Origin of the sequence: Clostridium cavendishii DSM 21758, from assembly GCF_900141845.1 — a bacterium.
GTDB classification, from domain to species: domain Bacteria; phylum Bacillota; class Clostridia; order Clostridiales; family Clostridiaceae; genus Clostridium_AG; species Clostridium_AG cavendishii.
The window spans coordinates 252918-270090 of the sequence record NZ_FQZB01000007.1 but is presented as its reverse complement, the minus strand read 5'-3'; the positions used below and the strand labels follow the sequence as shown (position 1 = coordinate 270090).

The 17173-nt window shown below is 26.8% G+C and carries 15 protein-coding genes; 1 reads left to right on the top strand and 14 read right to left on the bottom strand.

What is annotated here, in order from left to right; translation table 11 throughout:
- Positions 1 to 56 precede the first annotated feature (56 nt).
- The 9 genes from BUB01_RS08470 to BUB01_RS08430 all read right to left on the bottom strand — a co-directional run bounded on the left by BUB01_RS08470 (position 57) and on the right by BUB01_RS08430 (position 12704).
- The gene (locus tag BUB01_RS08470) at positions 57 to 752 is read right to left on the bottom strand and encodes an ABC transporter ATP-binding protein (protein WP_072986262.1); all 696 of its coding nucleotides are present in this window, start codon (positions 750 to 752) and stop codon (positions 57 to 59) included.
- A gap of 334 nt (positions 753 to 1086) precedes the next feature.
- Positions 1087 to 3792 (bottom strand): ABC transporter permease, encoded by a 2706-nt coding sequence (locus tag BUB01_RS08465; RefSeq protein WP_072986261.1) that lies wholly within the window; start codon positions 3790 to 3792, stop codon positions 1087 to 1089.
- An 80-nt stretch (positions 3793 to 3872) separates the two neighbouring features.
- Positions 3873 to 4547 carry an ABC transporter ATP-binding protein gene (locus BUB01_RS08460; RefSeq protein ID WP_072986260.1) on the bottom strand — a complete coding sequence of 225 codons (675 nt, stop codon included), beginning with the start codon at positions 4545 to 4547 and terminating at the stop codon, positions 3873 to 3875.
- 144 nt (positions 4548 to 4691) lie between these two features.
- A complete protein-coding gene (locus tag BUB01_RS08455) occupies positions 4692 to 7382 on the bottom strand; it encodes an ABC transporter permease (protein ID WP_072986259.1) in 2691 nt (896 codons plus the stop codon).
- 251 nt (positions 7383 to 7633) lie between these two features.
- A complete protein-coding gene (locus tag BUB01_RS08450) occupies positions 7634 to 9103 on the bottom strand; it encodes a sensor histidine kinase (RefSeq protein WP_072986258.1) in 1470 nt (489 codons plus the stop codon).
- Between the two features lie 11 nt (positions 9104 to 9114).
- Positions 9115 to 9810 carry a response regulator transcription factor gene (locus BUB01_RS08445; RefSeq protein ID WP_072986257.1) on the bottom strand — a complete coding sequence of 232 codons (696 nt, stop codon included), beginning with the start codon at positions 9808 to 9810 and terminating at the stop codon, positions 9115 to 9117.
- Positions 9792 to 10280, bottom strand: coding sequence for a hypothetical protein (locus tag BUB01_RS08440; protein WP_072986256.1), 489 nt, complete (start codon positions 10278 to 10280; stop codon positions 9792 to 9794). Before BUB01_RS08440 ends, BUB01_RS08445 begins: the two co-directional genes overlap by 19 nt.
- A gap of 168 nt (positions 10281 to 10448) precedes the next feature.
- Complete coding sequence (locus BUB01_RS08435; protein WP_072986255.1) at positions 10449 to 11210, bottom strand: thioester domain-containing protein; 762 nt, start codon at positions 11208 to 11210, stop codon at positions 10449 to 10451.
- A gap of 204 nt (positions 11211 to 11414) precedes the next feature.
- On the bottom strand, positions 11415 to 12704 hold the full coding sequence (locus BUB01_RS08430) for an O-acetylhomoserine aminocarboxypropyltransferase/cysteine synthase family protein (RefSeq protein WP_072986254.1): 1290 nt from the start codon (positions 12702 to 12704) through the stop codon (positions 11415 to 11417).
- Positions 12705 to 12910: 206 nt separating this feature from the next.
- Here BUB01_RS08430 and BUB01_RS08425 point away from each other — a divergent pair, with 206 nt between their 5' ends.
- A complete protein-coding gene (locus BUB01_RS08425; RefSeq protein WP_072986253.1) occupies positions 12911 to 13678 on the top strand; it encodes an SDR family NAD(P)-dependent oxidoreductase in 768 nt (255 codons plus the stop codon).
- Positions 13679 to 13857: 179 nt separating this feature from the next.
- Here the strand turns inward: BUB01_RS08425 and BUB01_RS08420 are convergent, their stop codons facing one another.
- The 5 genes from BUB01_RS08420 to thiS are packed head-to-tail and all read right to left on the bottom strand — an operon-like array spanning position 13858 to position 17166.
- Positions 13858 to 14427, bottom strand: a complete 570-nt coding sequence (locus tag BUB01_RS08420) for a thiamine phosphate synthase (protein WP_242958383.1) — start codon at positions 14425 to 14427, stop codon at positions 13858 to 13860.
- The gene (thiH, locus tag BUB01_RS08415) at positions 14428 to 15531 is read right to left on the bottom strand and encodes a 2-iminoacetate synthase ThiH (protein WP_072986252.1); all 1104 of its coding nucleotides are present in this window, start codon (positions 15529 to 15531) and stop codon (positions 14428 to 14430) included.
- A 9-nt stretch (positions 15532 to 15540) separates the two neighbouring features.
- Positions 15541 to 16308: a thiazole synthase gene (locus BUB01_RS08410; protein WP_072986251.1), complete on the bottom strand. Its 768-nt coding sequence runs from the start codon at positions 16306 to 16308 to the stop codon at positions 15541 to 15543.
- A 2-nt stretch (positions 16309 to 16310) separates the two neighbouring features.
- Positions 16311 to 16967 carry a sulfur carrier protein ThiS adenylyltransferase ThiF gene (gene thiF / locus BUB01_RS08405; RefSeq protein WP_242958382.1) on the bottom strand — a complete coding sequence of 219 codons (657 nt, stop codon included), beginning with the start codon at positions 16965 to 16967 and terminating at the stop codon, positions 16311 to 16313.
- Between the two features lie 4 nt (positions 16968 to 16971).
- Positions 16972 to 17166: a sulfur carrier protein ThiS gene (thiS, locus tag BUB01_RS23670; RefSeq protein WP_242958381.1), complete on the bottom strand. Its 195-nt coding sequence runs from the start codon at positions 17164 to 17166 to the stop codon at positions 16972 to 16974.
- Between the last annotated feature and the right edge of the window lie 7 nt (positions 17167 to 17173).

The window sequence follows — 17173 nt, the reverse complement described above, 5'->3', positions numbered from 1 at the left end:
TTTTTTTATTATATTAATTTAAACAATTAGATTAAATTGTCCATAATTTACCCATTTTATATAACACTCTCTACATTGTTATATTTATCACCAACAATTTCTCCATCTGCTATCCTTATTATTCTATCTGCTTGTCTTGCTAAATTTAAATCATGTGTTATAACTACTAACGTTTGATTAAACTTCTTTACTGATAATTTTAGAAGTTCTAATATTTCTTTTGTATTCTTTGAATCTAAATTTCCTGTAGGCTCATCTGCTAATATTATTGAAGGTTTATTTGCTAATGCTCTACCTATTGCAACTCTTTGCTGTTGTCCCCCGGATAGTTGAGATGGTAAGTGACTTTTTCTTTTTTCTAAGCCAAGTACATTAATAAGCTCTTCAATATAATTATAATCTTCTTTCTTATGATCTAATAAAACAGGTATTAATATATTTTCTTTTGCATTTAAAACTGGTATAAGATTATAATATTGAAAAATAAATCCAATCTTTCTTCTTCTAAGAATAGAAAGTTCATTTTCTTTTAAACTATAGATATCCACACCATCAATATATACCTTCCCACTAGTTGGATTATCAACCCCACCTAGCAAATGTAAAAGAGTACTTTTACCAGAACCACTAGGGCCTACTATAGCTACAAACTCTCCTTTATTTATACTTAAGTTAATTCCAGTTACAGCATTAACTTGTGCTTCATCTTTTCCATAACTTTTAACTAAATTTTCAGCTCTTAGAACCTCCATTTTACCCTCCAAATATAATATTTATTAAAAATTTCAATTATTTTTAATTCTTATACAAACATTTTACCATTTATCACGTATTTGTTGATATTCATTACATTATTGTAAAACAATTGTAATTTTTTCGTAACTTTTATACTTTTACTTATATTTATTTTTTATGTTTATTAATTAGAGTATCTACTCTTGATTTCCTTTAACATCATCATAATAATAACTTCTTCAAGAGATAATTCTAACGTACTAGTTAATATATAGTTTTTTATATTATTCAATTCAAATAACTCCATCAAAGTTAGAAAAAGCTCTAACTTTGATGGAGTTAAAATAAAATTTATTCCTCATTCCTAATATTATCAACTATACTTAGGTTTTTAAGCTTTCTAAGTGGAATTAAAGTACTCAAAACACATATAATAATTAAAGCTATTATAGTTAAGCATGTAATAATTACTATCATGCTAAAAGTGCTTTTATTAAAATTATTCATACTCATTTGTGATAAACATGCTGGAAATGAACCAAATATTAAACCAAATACAGAAGCTACTATTCCTAAAAATATAACTTCTAATAACAACATATTATTTAACTGTTTTTTTGTTGTTCCTATAGCTCTTAAAGCTCCAAATTCCTTATTTCTTATTAAAATATTAGCATTAAAAGTGTTCATTATATTAATAATAACTATTATTAATATATTTATTGCAAAATTTATATCCCAACATAAACTTCTAGTAACACTATTATTGTAATCTACCATTCTAGAATAAAAATCTGTATAACTATCATAATGAACTGATGCAACTTGTCCTATTCCCTTCAAAATATCTTCTCTATTTAAACTTTTATTAGTTTTAATAAATAAATTACTTGTTGTATCAATTTTCTCTTTATCAAAAACTTCATTTGCTGTTATAAATGTTACATCATGAGTTAGGTTTTTAGGATTTCTATTACTCATATTATCTAAAAATACATCTTTATCTACTATAGCTAATACTGTAAATTCCTTAAAATCCGATGTATCATTATTAAAATATTTTTCCATATCAGAATAATTATTAAGCTTTTCTCTTATAGGTATTTTTAACTTATCGCCTACCTTTACATTTAAAATATTTTCCATATCATAAAACTCATAATCAACATTAAATCCTCTATTAATTGCTTGATTAGTTGTACCTGAGTTCACAATTATTATTCCATTATCTTTCAATTTATTATAATTAAGCTCTCCTTCTTTTAAATTAGATTTGTATAAATCTAACGATTTTTCATCAACTCCTCTAAATAAAGTATTCAAAGCATAATAATTTTTATAACATCTTTCAGGTACATTAAAATTTTTCATATAACTTTCAAAGCTAATCATCACCTTATTATTAACTTTATTTTTTTCAATTGGTACTCCCAGTGAAGTTGTTTTATTAGAATAAACTTCTTCTACTCCTTGAATTCTTTTTAAATTAGAAATATCTTCTTTAAAAATTGGACTATTTATCCTTAAATAGTTAATATCCCATTTACTTGAAGGCATTACATTTACCTTTTCAACTTTATAAAATGAAACTTGACAAAAAAAGAATAATATAATTACCATACTTACTGATATAGATTTTAAACACTTTTTATTTCTTTTTTCATTTCTTGAAAGATTCTTATATGCTAATTCTCCTTCTATATTAAACATTTTTTTAATTTTTTTAACCTTTTTATAATTTTTTGTTTCATTCAAATTCTTAATATTTAATAATGTAACTTCGCTCATAGATTGTATAGGTGATAATATACTATCTTTAAATAAAGCTATATATGCTGCTAACATCACAATAAAAAACATTATAACTATAATTATTATTAATTTAAATAAACTTAATGACACATTTATATAAGAAAAATCTAAATTTAAGACCTTACTAAAAACAAATAATAATCCCTTTGTATTTATTATTCCTAGCATTATTCCTATTGTTATTCCTATTATACATTCAACAAATGCCTCATAAAAAACTAACATTCCCAATTGCCTTCTTGTTGCTCCTATAGCTCGTAATATTCCAAATTGTCTTAACCTTTCAGCTATGGATATATTAAATACATTGTATGTTACTCCAAATATAAATATACCAATAACAAACATTATAATTCCAGCACCTAGAAAACCTAATCCTCCATGTGTTTTTTTCACACTTGTATAATCTACGAATTTGATTTGAGAATCTATATTTCCTTGTGGTAAAGGTGTAAATTTTGTTTTAGGTATATACTTAATCCCTAAATCATCAGCTATACGTTGTTCTGGTAACAAAACCTGTAAATTAACTAATGCAAATAAATCTAAGCTATTCATAGAATTAATATCTTCAGCATTTAATTTAGTAAACATATTAATTGCTTGATTGCTGTATTCCTCCGGTGATTGAAAAATACCAACTAATTTATACTTTTTCTTTTCTTTTTTTTCTATAACTGATTGTATCTTATAAGATTCAACAGCAGACATTTGCCTTTTCATTTCATTATATATATAATTATTATTTAAATCATTAGCTTCAACTTTACCTGTTAAAATATCAAGTTCAACTATGTCTCCTATCTTTACTGAACTTTCCATGTTTAAAGCAACAGCATTCTCCATAAGAATTTCATTTCCATTTTCAGGCCTTCTTCCAGCTATAATATCAAGGTTGAATACCTTATTATAAGCATCCTCTCCTAATGCTAAAACATCACAATATTGCTTAATATTTCGTCCCTCTATTTCAGAAACTCCTACTTTTTTATATATAGCCGTATTACTAACTCTTTTATCTTTTTTTAATTTCTCAACCTGCTCCTTGTTAAGATTTTCAAATCTAACATCATAAAACCCAATAGCTTTTTTTAAACTATCTTGTAATGTATTATTTTCTGCTTCATAAATTATACTAGTAATAGTCATAATAACAGTACCTATAATTATTCCTATAATACATACTAGAGTATTCTTTTTATGTCTTATTAGATTTCTATTTGCTAATTCTAGATATCCTCTCATAATAATTTTCATCACCTTTGCATAAAATTTTTGTGAATATCCTTTATATAACTTATTGTATATACTATATTTTCTGATATTTAATTGTAGTCATTTACAATCTTACCATCTTCTATTCTTATTACTCTATCTGCCTCCTTAGCTAACTTTGGATCATGTGTTATAACTATTAAAGTTTGATTAAATTTTTTCACTGATAGCTTTAGAAGTTCTAAAATTTCTTTTGAATTTTTTGAATCTAAATTTCCCGTAGGTTCATCTGCTAGTATTATCGAAGGCTTATTTGCTAGTGCTCTACCTATTGCTACTCTCTGTTGCTGTCCTCCTGATAACTGGGAAGGAAGATGATTTTTTCTGTCTTGTAATCCAAGTACATTTATAAGTTCCTCAGTATAACTTTCATCGTGTTTTTTATGATCTAATAAAACAGGAAGTAATATATTTTCTTTAGCACTCAACACAGGAATAAGATTATACTGTTGAAATATAAAGCCTATCTTTCTTCTTCTAAGGATAGAAAGTTCACTCTCTTTTAAGCTATATATATCTATTCCATCAATATAAATTTTTCCTTCGGTTGGATTATCAACTCCTCCCAATAAATGTAATAGAGTACTTTTGCCTGAACCGCTAGGCCCTACTACAGCTACAAACTCTCCTTTAGTTATAATTAAATCAATTCCATTTACAGCATTAACTTTAAATTCGTCTTTTCCATAACTTTTAATCAAATTTTCGGCTCTTAATACTTCCATTTTGCTCTCCTCCTTTGTCACTATTTAGTGACAATTTTATCTTACCTTATTTTTACTATTTTGTAAATACACTTTTAGAATAATTTATAAAAACCCACTTAAGTTATTATTTTTTAACTTAAGTGGGTTTAAAATCTACTGCTTTTATTCTTCATTTCTAATATTATCAACTATACTTAAATCTTTTAGTTTTTTGAGTTGGTAAATAGTAGTTAAGATACATATAATAATCAAAAAAATTGAAGTTAAAAATGTAATTGTTATCAGTATTATATACATATTTTTATCCTTATTATTCATACTTAATTGAGAAAGATATGCTGGGAATGCTCCAAATATTAGTCCAAAGCATACTGATAATATTACTAAAAATACATTTTCTAACAATAGCATCTTATTTAGTTGCTTTTTAGTTGTACCTATAGCTCTTAAAGCCCCTAACTCCTTTTTTCTTAATAAAATATTTGCATTAAAAGTATTAATTATATTAAGTATAACTATAATTAATATATTTATTTCAAAGTTGATATCAAAGCATAAAGTTCTATTAGAAGTATTTTTATAATCTATCATTTTAGAATAGAAATCTGTGTAATTATCATACTTAATAGTTGAATAATCCCTTATAGCTTTTATTGTTTCACTTCTATTTTTATCTTTATTAGTTTTTATAACAAGCTCATCATTACTATCATTATTTATTTTTTTGAAAGATTCCTTTGATGTTATAAAAGTTACATCTTCTGTTAGATTCTCTATTATTCTATTATTTACTTTATTCTTTAAAGCATCCTCATTCACTATGCCAATTATAGTGAATTCTTTGAATTTTGTTTTATCAAGTTTCTCATTTTTAAAATAATTTTTAATATTTATCTCTTTATTTGCTTTTTTCTCCAAAGGTATTAATATCTTATCTCCTACTTTTACGTCCAATATTTTCTTTATGTCATAAATTTCAAATTGAATTTGCTTATTAATAATTCTTGGGAATGCTGTTGTTCCTGAGTTTACAATTATTATTCCATCATCCTTAAGCTTATTATAATTAAGCTCTCCCTCAATTAAATTATCTTTATATAAATCTAATGTATTTTCATCTGCTGCTCTAAATAAAGTTTTTACTCCATAATAACCATTATAATATTTTTCATTTGATTTACTCATTTCACTATAACTTTTAAAACTACTAATTAAATAACTATCTAACTTATTTTTTTCTATTGGAATATTTAAAGAAAACTTCTTATCTATATATAATCCATCAACACCATTAATATTCTTTAAATAAGAAATGTCCTCATCTAAAAACTGTCTATTAACACTTGAATATTTAACATCCCAATTACTTGATGGGACTATACTTGCTGTCTCAACTTTATAAAAAGATAACTGACAAAAGAAAAACATTACAAGAATCATACTTACAACTATAGCTCTTAAACATATCCTATTTCTTTTTTTATTTCTTGAGAGATTCTTATAAGACAATTCTCCTTCTACATTGAATATTTTACTTATTTTTTTACTAATTTTAATTTCATTTACTTTAACACTATTTAATAAACTTAGTCCACTAATATTTTGTATTGGCGATAAATTTATATCTTTAAATAACGCTTTATAAACTGTTATCATTACAATAAAAAATATAATTATAGCAATAATTATAAAATTACTAGCATATAAGGAAACATTAATATATGAAAAATCCAAGCCAAAAATTTTAGCAAAAATAGCTAAAACTACTTTTGTATTTACTATACCTAATATGAAACCTAATATTAATCCTAGTATATATAAGATAAATGCTTCATAAAAAACCAATTTTCCTAATTGAATCTTAGTTGCTCCCATAGCCCTAAGTATGCCAAATTGTTTATATCTTTCACCTATTGAAATATTAAAAGCATTATAAATTACTCCAAACTCAAATATTGCAATAATAACTATCACGATTATTGGTTCCAAATTTTTTATTGACTTATTGTAATTTTTTGTAGAATAAAAAAAATTATTGTTTGAATAACCTTGAGATATATTCTTAATATCATTCTCTAAATAATTAATATAAAAATCATTTACCCTAAGGTTTTCTTCATATACACCTGAAAATTCTAATAAAACAAATACATTCATCTTAATCATTTCATTAATATCTTCATCTGTCAATTTAGTAAATATATTATTCGCCATATCCTTATATTCTTCTGATGATTGAAAAATTCCTACTACCTTATAAGTTCTCGTATCTTCTTTCTCAATACCAGGTAACCCTACAGAATTTTCTCTCATAAACTCAATTGTGGAATTTTCCTTTATAAGTTGATCACGTATATTTTTATTATTTAAAGATTGACCTAAAAAAACCTTTATTTCAATATTATCTCCAACCCGTACTCTTCCATCTATATTACAAGCAGCAGAATTATCAATCATAATTTCATTCATATTTTCTGGTTTTCTTCCAGCTATAATGTCAAAATCAAATATCTTATTATAGGATTTATCATCTAATCCTAACAAATTATAATATTGATCAATTCCTTTTGTTTTAATCTCTGAAACACCTATTTCTTTAAAAACTGCTGCTGTATCTACCATTTGATGACCTTTTAACTTATTTAATTGTTCCTTATTAATATTTTGAAATATTACATCATAAAGTCCTGTAGTTTTTTTTAATTTCTCAGATGCAATTATCATTTCACTATTATAAATTATATTAGTAGTAAGCATAATAACTGTACCTAGCATTATACCTATAATACATACTAGACTATTTTTTTTATTTCTTATTAAATTCCTATTAGCTAATCCAATATACCCCTTCATCCCTTTTTCCTTCCATAACATACAAACTTAATATGCTTGTATTATTTAATTAACTACATTCTCCTTAAATTATATATTTTTTTGTATTAAATATCAATTTTTAACAATAATCTCATTATTAGTAATGTTATTATTTATTCTATTATTTTTTGTAATTATAAAGTCTTTAATATAAAAAAACTACACTAAAACTCTTCAGTGCAGTTAATATTACTATCTATTGTAACTATTATATTTTGTCTACCTTTTTCTTAAAAATAAGGAATTTCAATAACAAACTCGGTTTTGTACTCTATATTTTCTTTTAAAAATATTATTCCATTATGTTTTTCTATTATCTTTTTACTTATAGAAAGGCCTAACCCTGTTCCGCCTGTACTTCTTCTTGAAACATCTCCTCTTGTAAATGGTTCAAATATTTTTTCTTTCAACTCATCAGATATTCCAACTCCATTATCAGCTATTATGAGCTGTATCTTCTCTTCTTTCTCAGTTAATTGTATCTTTAATTTGGTTTTATTTTTATTATACTTCAAAGAATTAGCTATTATATTAGAGATAGCTCTAATAATTTCAAGCCTATCAAACTCAAATACTATCTCTTTTTCTGGTATATCTACATCTAACTCAAATTCCTTATCTTCTATCTCTTTATAAAACTCAGCCAATAATTCCCGTAAAACTTCTGTAAAATCTTCTGATGATTTGTGAACTTCATATCTACTACTATCTAATTTAGTAAGTTCATGAAGATTGTCTATAAGTTCTGTTACTCTTCGTGACTTATCATATATTATACTTAAATATCTTTCTTGTTTTTCTTTCGAATCTACCACACCATCATACAAAGCTTTAGAATACCCTTGTATTGATGTTATTGGAGTCTTTAAATCATGAGATATATCTACTAAAAGTTGACTTTTTAAATCTTCAACTTTTTTTCTTTCCTTCTCTGAAATCTCTATTTTTTCGGCCATAAAATTAAAGGCATCCTTTATATCTGCAAACTCATTATCCGCCCTAAAATCTATTCTTGCCTTATAATCTCCATTAGTCATTTTCTTAATACCTTCAAGTATTTTTCTTAGTGGTTTAACAATTCTCCTAGATGTAATAAATGCATATATAAATAATAAAAATATCAATAGCACTATAAATAATAAGAGCATTGCAGCTATTTTTAATCCTATCCTTTCTACATATTTATCACTTAATTTACCTTCCATGGTAGCATCTATAGTTATTTCAACAGAATTATAAGGTAACTTAACTAAACAATAATACTTTTTATTATCATTATCAAAACTTATTATCGAATAATAAAAATCACTACTTCTTTTTAATTGATTCCTATTGTCACTTAAAAAATTTATAAACTCTTCTTCTGTATAACTTTTCTTAGTGTCCTTTTTATTGCCTATAACATAAATCAAATTTTTATTTTCATCTAAGATTTCTACCCAACCACCTATAGACTTTATAGTAGTTGCATCTATATTTTTATAATCTTTATTTACTATTTCTGAAGCCATGAAAAATTTTTGTGAATCTTTTATATACTCTTCTGAAGTAGTCATCCTTACAATTTCGTAGACTATAGTACCAACACCAAAACACAAAATAAAACTAATAAAGATAAAGAACAAAACATATTGTCTAAGCGTTGTAAGATAAACTTTTCTGAATTTTCTAATGAATTTTTTTAAAGCTTTTAATATCATACTATTACCTCTTACTTGGGAGTTTCAAGTTTATACCCTATTCCTCTAATAGTTTTTAGATATACTGGATTTTTTGAATTATCCTCTATCTTATCCCTTAGCTTACTTATATGAACCATTATAGTATTATCATCTCCATAATAAATTTCATCCCACACGTGCTCAAATAATTGTTTTTTAGTAAAAACTTTATTAGGATTATTCATTAAAAATGATAATAATTTGTATTCTGTTGAAGTTATATTTACAAGCTCGTCCTTTTTATAAAGTAGATAGGTTGTATTATCTAACTTTAACTCTCCAATTTCTAAAATACTTTTTTCTTCTACTCTTTCATTAAATTCATAAAATCTTCTAAGTTGAGCCTTTACTCTTGCCGAGACCTCTAAAGGATTGAATGGTTTAGTTATATAATCATCTGATCCAAGCTCTAATCCAAGAATTTTATCACTTGCATCATTTTTAGCTGAAACAAAAATAACTGGTATTTTATATTCTTTTCTTAGCCTTTTTATAAGTTGATATCCATCCATATTAGGCATCATAATATCTATAAGTGCTATATCAACTTTTTTATTTTTTAATATATCTAAGGCCATTATGCCATCATAAGCTTCTACTACTTTATATCCATCCTTTTCTAAATACAAAGCTAAAAGCTCTATTATTTCCTTTTCGTCATCTGCAATTAAGATTGTTTTGCCCATACTCCTACCTCTTTTTCAAACTCTATATTAATATTCGAAAAGCTTAAAATATAATCTTTTAATATTTTATTATCTTCTAATGAAAGCTTATCTATTTCTATTTTAAATGATTTGTTATTTTTATCAACAAGTTCTATGTTTTTATTCATTACTTTGCACTTATAAACATCATTAACATGTATTATTTTAGTAACTATACAATCTTTTCTTATTATAATCTCATTATTTAATATTTCCACATAACTTCTATGTCTTATGTTTATTAATCTTAATATGCCTTCTATCATAAATACAGCATTAACTACAGCCAGTATACCTTCTAAATATACTCTAACCCTTGACACATCTACTTTATTTAAATTGATGATAAAAAGCATCCCAATTAAAATCATAAATATACAATATTCAAGAACCCCTATCCTTAACTTTTTTATAGCTTTCTTAGTAACATTTAACTCAATACTCCTCATAAATACCTCCAATATTAAAACTTAAATTATCTCCATATAAACATCTTATTTCTTCTCTCTTTCAATTCACTTAATATAATCTTAAAATCACCTTAAAATAACAAAATTGCACAAAAGCTATATTTAATAACCTTTGTGCAATCTTTTATAATCTTTAAATACTAATGCCTATTTAAAAAATTGTTTCCTTAATAAAATTACTACTCCTAATATACTCATACTAATAGGTATAACTATATTAATACACTCCATACCTGTTTGAGGTAATAATGCAGTTATTTTATTTGCTGTTGGGTCCGCATTTTTTGCTAAAGTGTTACCTCCCTCACCTATGCCTTCACCATAAAGAAAATTACCACCTGTAACATTCTCTACTTGAAAATTCTGACTAACAGTAATTATTCTTTGGGTATCAACATCTGCAGAATAAACGTTAAAAATAAATTCACTATTTATAGGATTATTTTTATTTGCTATACCATTTGTATAAATGCTTTTTATAGCATTTTCTATATTTTTATTGTCGCAGGTAATTTTATTTATATCAAATTTCTCAATATATACCCAAATCGCTACTTGAGTAGAAAAATATGCTTCCTCCTCTGAACTTGTTCCTAATTCAGTAGGTCCTTTAATTGGATATCCCTGAATTATTATTGATTTTATTGTATTATCAACATCATTAGTTAAATAAAAATCTTGTCCGCTAGGATAATTTTTATTTATATCTAAACAATATGCAATTTTTCCTTCAGCTAATATTAGCTTAGATGTAATAGAATAATCACCATACTTTACCTTAGCTATATCATTTCCGAATGTATTTATTTTTATAGGTTCAGGAGTTAAACTAAATGTCTTAACACTAGTCCCCCACACATTAACAATTAAAAATATTATAATAAAAGTAAGCAAACGACGTTTTTTCATAAAAGCACACTCCTTTACTATATTATTTTTTCTAAATTCTGAAAAAATATTCACTAAAAAAGCAATTCATACAAATTTTCTTACTTCCTCGCTAATCTAAAACTTATATAAAATTTATAGTTATCAATATTATTAAACTAGAAAAAATAAGACTACAGCTAATAACTTAACTATAATCCTACTTTCTATCAAATTTATTTTATACTACTTTTTATCACCAAATGCTTGCGATAAATCGTAAATTATATCATCAATATGCTCTATTCCTATTGATAATCTTATAGTATTAGGCTTAATACCTGATTCTAAAAGTTCACTTTCACTCATTTGAGAATGTGTTGTACTTGCTGGATGTATTACTAATGATTTAACATCCGCTACATTTGCAAGTAGCGAGAATATTTCTAATTTATCAATAAACTCCTTTGCTTCCTTTTCCCCACCTTTAATCTCAAAAGTAAAGATTGACCCTGCTCCATTTGGAAAATATTTATTATATAAATCATTATACTCACTTTCTTTTAATGATGGATGATTTACATTTTCAACCTTAGGATGATTTTTTAAGAAATTTACCACTTTTATAGCATTTTCTACATGACGTTCAACCCTAAGTGATAGTGTTTCAAGTCCTTGCAAGAATAAAAAGGAGTTAAATGGACTTATAGTTGCCCCTGTATCTCTAAGTAGTATAGTTCTAGCCTTAGCAATATATGCAGCTTCTCCAACTGCCTTAGTAAAGCTTATTCCATGATAACTAGGATTTGATTCTGTTAATCCTTTAAATTTTTCTGATGATCCCCAATCAAATTTTCCTGAGTCTATAATAACTCCACCTATAGATGTTCCATGCCCACCTATAAATTTAGTAGCTGAATGAACCACTATATCTGCCCCATGCTCTACAGGTCTAAATAAATATGGTGTGGCAAATGTATTATCAACTATTAATGGTATTCCATGCTTATGTGCAATCTCTGATACTCTTTCTACATCTATAAGACTTGAATTGGGATTACCTAAAGTTTCAATAAATACTACCCTTGTGTTTTCTTTAATAGCATTTTCAAAGTTTTCTGGATTATCTGCATCAACAAAAGTTGTACTTATACCAAAATCAGCTAATGTATGTGCAAATAAATTATACGTTCCGCCATAAACATTTTTTGCAGAAACTATATGTTGTCCTGCATGAACTATATTTTGTACTGCATAGGTAATAGCTGCTGCTCCTGAAGATGTAGCCAGTGCCCCTATGCCACCTTCTAATGCAGCTATACGCTTCTCAAAAACATCTGAAGTTGGATTCATTAAGCGAGTATAAATATTTCCACCCTCCCTTAAATTAAATCTTGCTTCGGCTTGTGCCGAATTCTTAAAAACATATGATGATGTTTGATAAATTGCTACAGCTCTTGAATCTGTTGCTTGATCTGGTACTTCTTGCCCCACATGAAGTTGTAATGTTTCAAATTTTAATTTTCTTTTACTCATTTTTTTGCCCCCTTTATAAAACATATTATTTCTATATGATTAGTATGTATTAAATACTACACTGTATTCCCAGTTAAGTCAATACAACTATTACAATTTATTCCTAAAGATATAAAAAACGCAAACACTATGTAAATCATTTCCTTTTATTCCTCTATAAGTATATAGTAATGTTATATACTTATCATTTTAAAAGGAGAGATTTTATGAAGAATTTATTTGATTTAACCGGAAAAATAGTCGTTATTACTGGTGCTTCTAGCGGAATAGGCGTTCAACTCGCAAAAGCATTTGCACTTCAAGGTGCAAATGTTGCCATAATAGCTAGGAGATATGAAAGACTCGAAGTCTTAGCTAAAGAACTGGAGAAACTTGGCGTTGAAAGCTTGGCTGTAAAATGTGATGTCTCAATTGAAGAAGATGTTAAAAATGCAGTTGCTTCTATACTTAACAAATTTAAAAAAATAGATGTATTAATAAATAATGCTGGAGTAGCCTCTCTGGGTTCTGTAGACGAAATTTCTGAAGAAGAATGGAACAGAGTTATTGATACAAACTTAAAAGGTATATTTTTAATGTCAAAGTATGTTGTTAGAAATATGAAAGAAAATTCTTATGGAAGAATAATAAATACTGCTTCTGTTTGTGGTATAGTAGGTAGTAAAAACGTACCACTTCATGCATATAACGCATCTAAAGGTGCAGTTATAAACTTAACTAAAGGAATGGCAACTTCATTAGCTAAATATGGTATAACAGTAAATGGAATAGGTCCAGGCCTTTTTAAATCTGAAATGACTGAAAAAACATTATTTAAACCTGAGAATTTAAAAATATATAATGCTGTTTGCCCTATGGGAAGACCAGGAAAAGAAGGCGAATTAGACGGAGCTGCAATTTATTTTGCTTCTGATGCTTCTAGTTATACTACTGGACAAACAATTTTTGTAGATGGTGGATTCACATCTATATAAATACTTTTAAAAGGCTATATCAAAATTTATTTTATTTGATATAGCTTTTTAATTTAAAAACATTAGTTATATTCTAAAGCTAATAGCTTTTCTATAATTCTATTAAATATATAAATACTTCATAATAGCTTAACTTTCTTTTACTTATTATCTTACCAATTTTGTTTAAACTATAAGATTTATATATTAAATTTTTTGTAATCAGCATCTTGTTTAAAAAAATATGACATTAATGCTATTCCATCAGCTCCAGCATTTAGAACATCTTTATAATTTTTTTCATTTATTCCACCTAAAGCTATTATCTGACATTTTACATTATTTTTTAATCTTCTTATATACTCAATTCCCTTTGGCTCTAAACCTTCCTTACACTTTGTCTCATATATATGAGATGCCAAAATATATTTTGCACCTCTTTTATCAGCTTCTATCCCCTCCTCTAAAGTATGGACAGAAACGCCAACCTCCACAATTCTATTAGGATTATAGGATAAAAACTCTTTAAAAGGTAAATGTATTGTATTTTCCTTTACCCTATTAAATACATTTAATTTAGAGTTAATTATTAAATTACATTTTGGATTAATACTTTTTTTAACTAATCTATATAACTCCTCAAATTCAATGTCCGCTAAATCTTTTTCCCTTAATATTATATTATTTATTCCGTTATAAGAAGCTTCCTTTAATACAGCTAAATATTTTTCTTTTATCGCTAAATTCCTATTAGTTATTAAATAAATCATTTATAATCTAACCCAATCCTTAAAAATAGGCTGATATCCACATTCTTTTATTAATTCCTTAACCTCTTCTGTACTACTTTCGTCATTTATATCAAATTGAGCTGTACCATGCTTACTTAAAGTTCTACCCCCTATTTCAGTAGAAACTCCAGCACTCATCTTTGTAACACCTAACGGAATTAAATTCCTTCTAATTTCATTACTTTCTCTAGTAGTTATGTTTATCCCACCTTGAGGATAAAACAACTTATAAGCCAACATAACTTGTACTAAATTTTTATCAGTTACTTCTTTTATATCTTTTAACCCACCCGCACAAGGCCTAATCCTAGGTGGTCCAAATGATAACTCTATATAAGGATACTTATTTACTAAATATCTTCCATGCATAGCTACAAAAAATGCATCTTGCCTAAAATCAGCAAGTCCTAAAAGTGCACCAAGTCCAAGACTCCTCATTCCAGCTTCTGCCCCTCTTTCTGGTGCATCTAACCTATTTTTAAAATCCTTCTTTGGACCACTTATATGAACTCTATCATAAACCTCTTCATTATAAGTTTCTTGATATACTGTAAGACCTTCAACACCAGCCTCTACAACTTCCTTATATTGTTCTGTTCTCATTGGATAAACTTCTATTGATATAGATGGAAACATATCTTTTAATACTCTTACACTATCAGCTATATAACTAACTGGTGATTGGTACTCACTTTCTCCAGTTAATAATAATAGATGTTTAAAGCCTTCTTTTGAAATAGCTTCCCCTTCTGCTCTTACTTCGTCTAATGTAAGTTTTCTTCTCTCTATCTTATTTTCAATATTATAGCCACAATAAGAACATTTATTTATACAAAAATTTGATATATACATAGGTGTGTACAAAAGTATTGTTCTTCCTGAATATTTTAGAGCAAGCGCTCTAGCTCTTTGAGCCATTTCCTCCAAGCATTCTTCTGCTTTTGTTGAAAGTAAATTTAATAAATCAAACTCATTTAAGCTCTCTGAGTTAATACTTCTTATAACATCTTCTTTTGTAACCTTATTAAAATATTCATTAAAATTAAAATCTCTATATTTACTTACTACTTCATAAAAACTCATACATATCACCTACCCTAAAAATCCTAAAAGTGGTGATGAAGCATTAGCTTCTTTAGATACTAAACCAAACTTTGAAAGATACCCTAAGCGTCCACCATCAACTGCCATTTTAAAAGCTTTTGCCATATTAATTGGATCTTTTGATGATGCTATAGCTGTATTTACTAAACAAGCTGCCGCCCCCATCTCCATAGCCTCCATAGCATGAGATGGCTTCCCAAGTCCAGCATCTACTATTATCGGGATATCAAGCTCATCTATCATTATTTGTATAAGTTCTTTTGTCCTCAAGCCTCTATTACTTCCTATAGGTGCTCCAAGTGGCATAACAGCTCCTGCTCCAGCTTTGATTAACCTTCTTCCAGCATAAAGATCTGGACACATATATGGTAATACTATAAATCCATCATCAGCTAGTATCTTTGTAGCTTTAATAGTTTCCTCATTGTCTGGCAATAAATATTTAGAATCAGATATTATCTCAATCTTAATCCAATTGCCACACCCCATAGCTCTTGCTATTTTTGCTATCCTAATAGCTTCTTCAGCATTAGTAGCTCCTGATGTATTAGGAAGTAATATAACATCCTTAGGTATGTTACTTAATACATCTTCATCTTTATTATCTAAATCTACCCTTCTTACTGCTAAAGTAATAATCTCTGCTCCACTACCTTCTAAAACATCTTTTATTAATTTATTAGATGGATATTTTCCTGTTCCTACTAATAATCTACTATTTAATTCAACACCTGCAATAACTAATTTGTCATTCATCATTAAATCTCCTCTTTTCCTAAAATTATATTAAGAACCATGTTCGCCATATGATTTGCACAAATTATAACCCTAGGAGCCATAACCCCTACAGTATCACTTATTCCATTCTCAAAATCTCCACATAAATAAAACTTATCTCTTACCTTCTTAGTAGTAATTAAATTTGAAGAATAATATCCTGCCATACCTGATGCTGCGATTAAATATTTATCCCTCATTCTAGTAAGTACATAATTAGAAAGCATAGCCTTATTTTCAGGAACATCAAATGCCTCAACAATTATATCTACATCTTTAAAAATATCTTTTATATTTCTCTCATCTATCTTTTCTACTACCTCATTTACTTTTATAAAAGGATTTATTTTATTTATAATGCTTTTTAATACCTTGACCTTAAGGTTACCTATGTCGCTAATAAAGTACTGTTGCCTATTCAAATTTGAATGTTCTATAATATCAAAATCTACAATAGTTATTTCTCCTACACCTAACCTTGCAAGTGAAATAGCAATATTAGAACCCAATCCACCAGCACCTGCAATACCAACTTTAGCCTTTTTTACTTTCTCAGTAACCCCTTTTGTATTTCTTGCATATATTAGTTTTTCTAACTTCTTTTCATCAAGCCATTCTCCTTTTACTTCTACCTTCAAATTTTTAACCTCCTCCAACAAAAGATATTACTTCAATTGTATCTTCATTTTTAAGCTTTACACTACTAAAACAAGTCTTTTCTACTATTTCTCTATTGACTTCAACAACAACTCTGGAAGAATTTATATTATACTGTTCTAAAAGTTCTTCTATAGTAGTCTCTTTTTCAAGTTCTATATTTTTTCCATTCAATCTCATAAAAACG

What these genes read in the sequence shown, in the direction of transcription:
- BUB01_RS08470 (WP_072986262.1), bottom strand. Translation starts at nt 752, where the DNA reads ATGGAGGTTCTAAGAGCTGAAAATTTAGTTAAAAGTTATGGAAAAGAT.
- BUB01_RS08410 (WP_072986251.1), bottom strand. Translation starts at nt 16,308, where the DNA reads ATGAATGACAAATTAGTTATTGCAGGTGTTGAATTAAATAGTAGATTA.
- BUB01_RS08425 (WP_072986253.1), top strand. Translation starts at nt 12,911, where the DNA reads ATGAAGAATTTATTTGATTTAACCGGAAAAATAGTCGTTATTACTGGT.
- BUB01_RS08435 (WP_072986255.1), bottom strand. Translation starts at nt 11,210, where the DNA reads ATGAAAAAACGTCGTTTGCTTACTTTTATTATAATATTTTTAATTGTT.
- BUB01_RS08465 (WP_072986261.1), bottom strand. Translation starts at nt 3,792, where the DNA reads ATGAGAGGATATCTAGAATTAGCAAATAGAAATCTAATAAGACATAAA.
- BUB01_RS08460 (WP_072986260.1), bottom strand. Translation starts at nt 4,547, where the DNA reads ATGGAAGTATTAAGAGCCGAAAATTTGATTAAAAGTTATGGAAAAGAC.
- BUB01_RS08450 (WP_072986258.1), bottom strand. Translation starts at nt 9,103, where the DNA reads ATGATATTAAAAGCTTTAAAAAAATTCATTAGAAAATTCAGAAAAGTT.
- BUB01_RS08455 (WP_072986259.1), bottom strand. Translation starts at nt 7,382, where the DNA reads ATGAAGGGGTATATTGGATTAGCTAATAGGAATTTAATAAGAAATAAA.
- BUB01_RS08430 (WP_072986254.1), bottom strand. Translation starts at nt 12,704, where the DNA reads ATGAGTAAAAGAAAATTAAAATTTGAAACATTACAACTTCATGTGGGG.
- thiH (WP_072986252.1), bottom strand. Translation starts at nt 15,531, where the DNA reads ATGAGTTTTTATGAAGTAGTAAGTAAATATAGAGATTTTAATTTTAAT.
- BUB01_RS08440 (WP_072986256.1), bottom strand. Translation starts at nt 10,280, where the DNA reads ATGAGGAGTATTGAGTTAAATGTTACTAAGAAAGCTATAAAAAAGTTA.
- BUB01_RS08445 (WP_072986257.1), bottom strand. Translation starts at nt 9,810, where the DNA reads ATGGGCAAAACAATCTTAATTGCAGATGACGAAAAGGAAATAATAGAG.
- thiS (WP_242958381.1), bottom strand. Translation starts at nt 17,166, where the DNA reads ATGAGATTGAATGGAAAAAATATAGAACTTGAAAAAGAGACTACTATA.
- BUB01_RS08420 (WP_242958383.1), bottom strand. Translation starts at nt 14,427, where the DNA reads ATGATTTATTTAATAACTAATAGGAATTTAGCGATAAAAGAAAAATAT.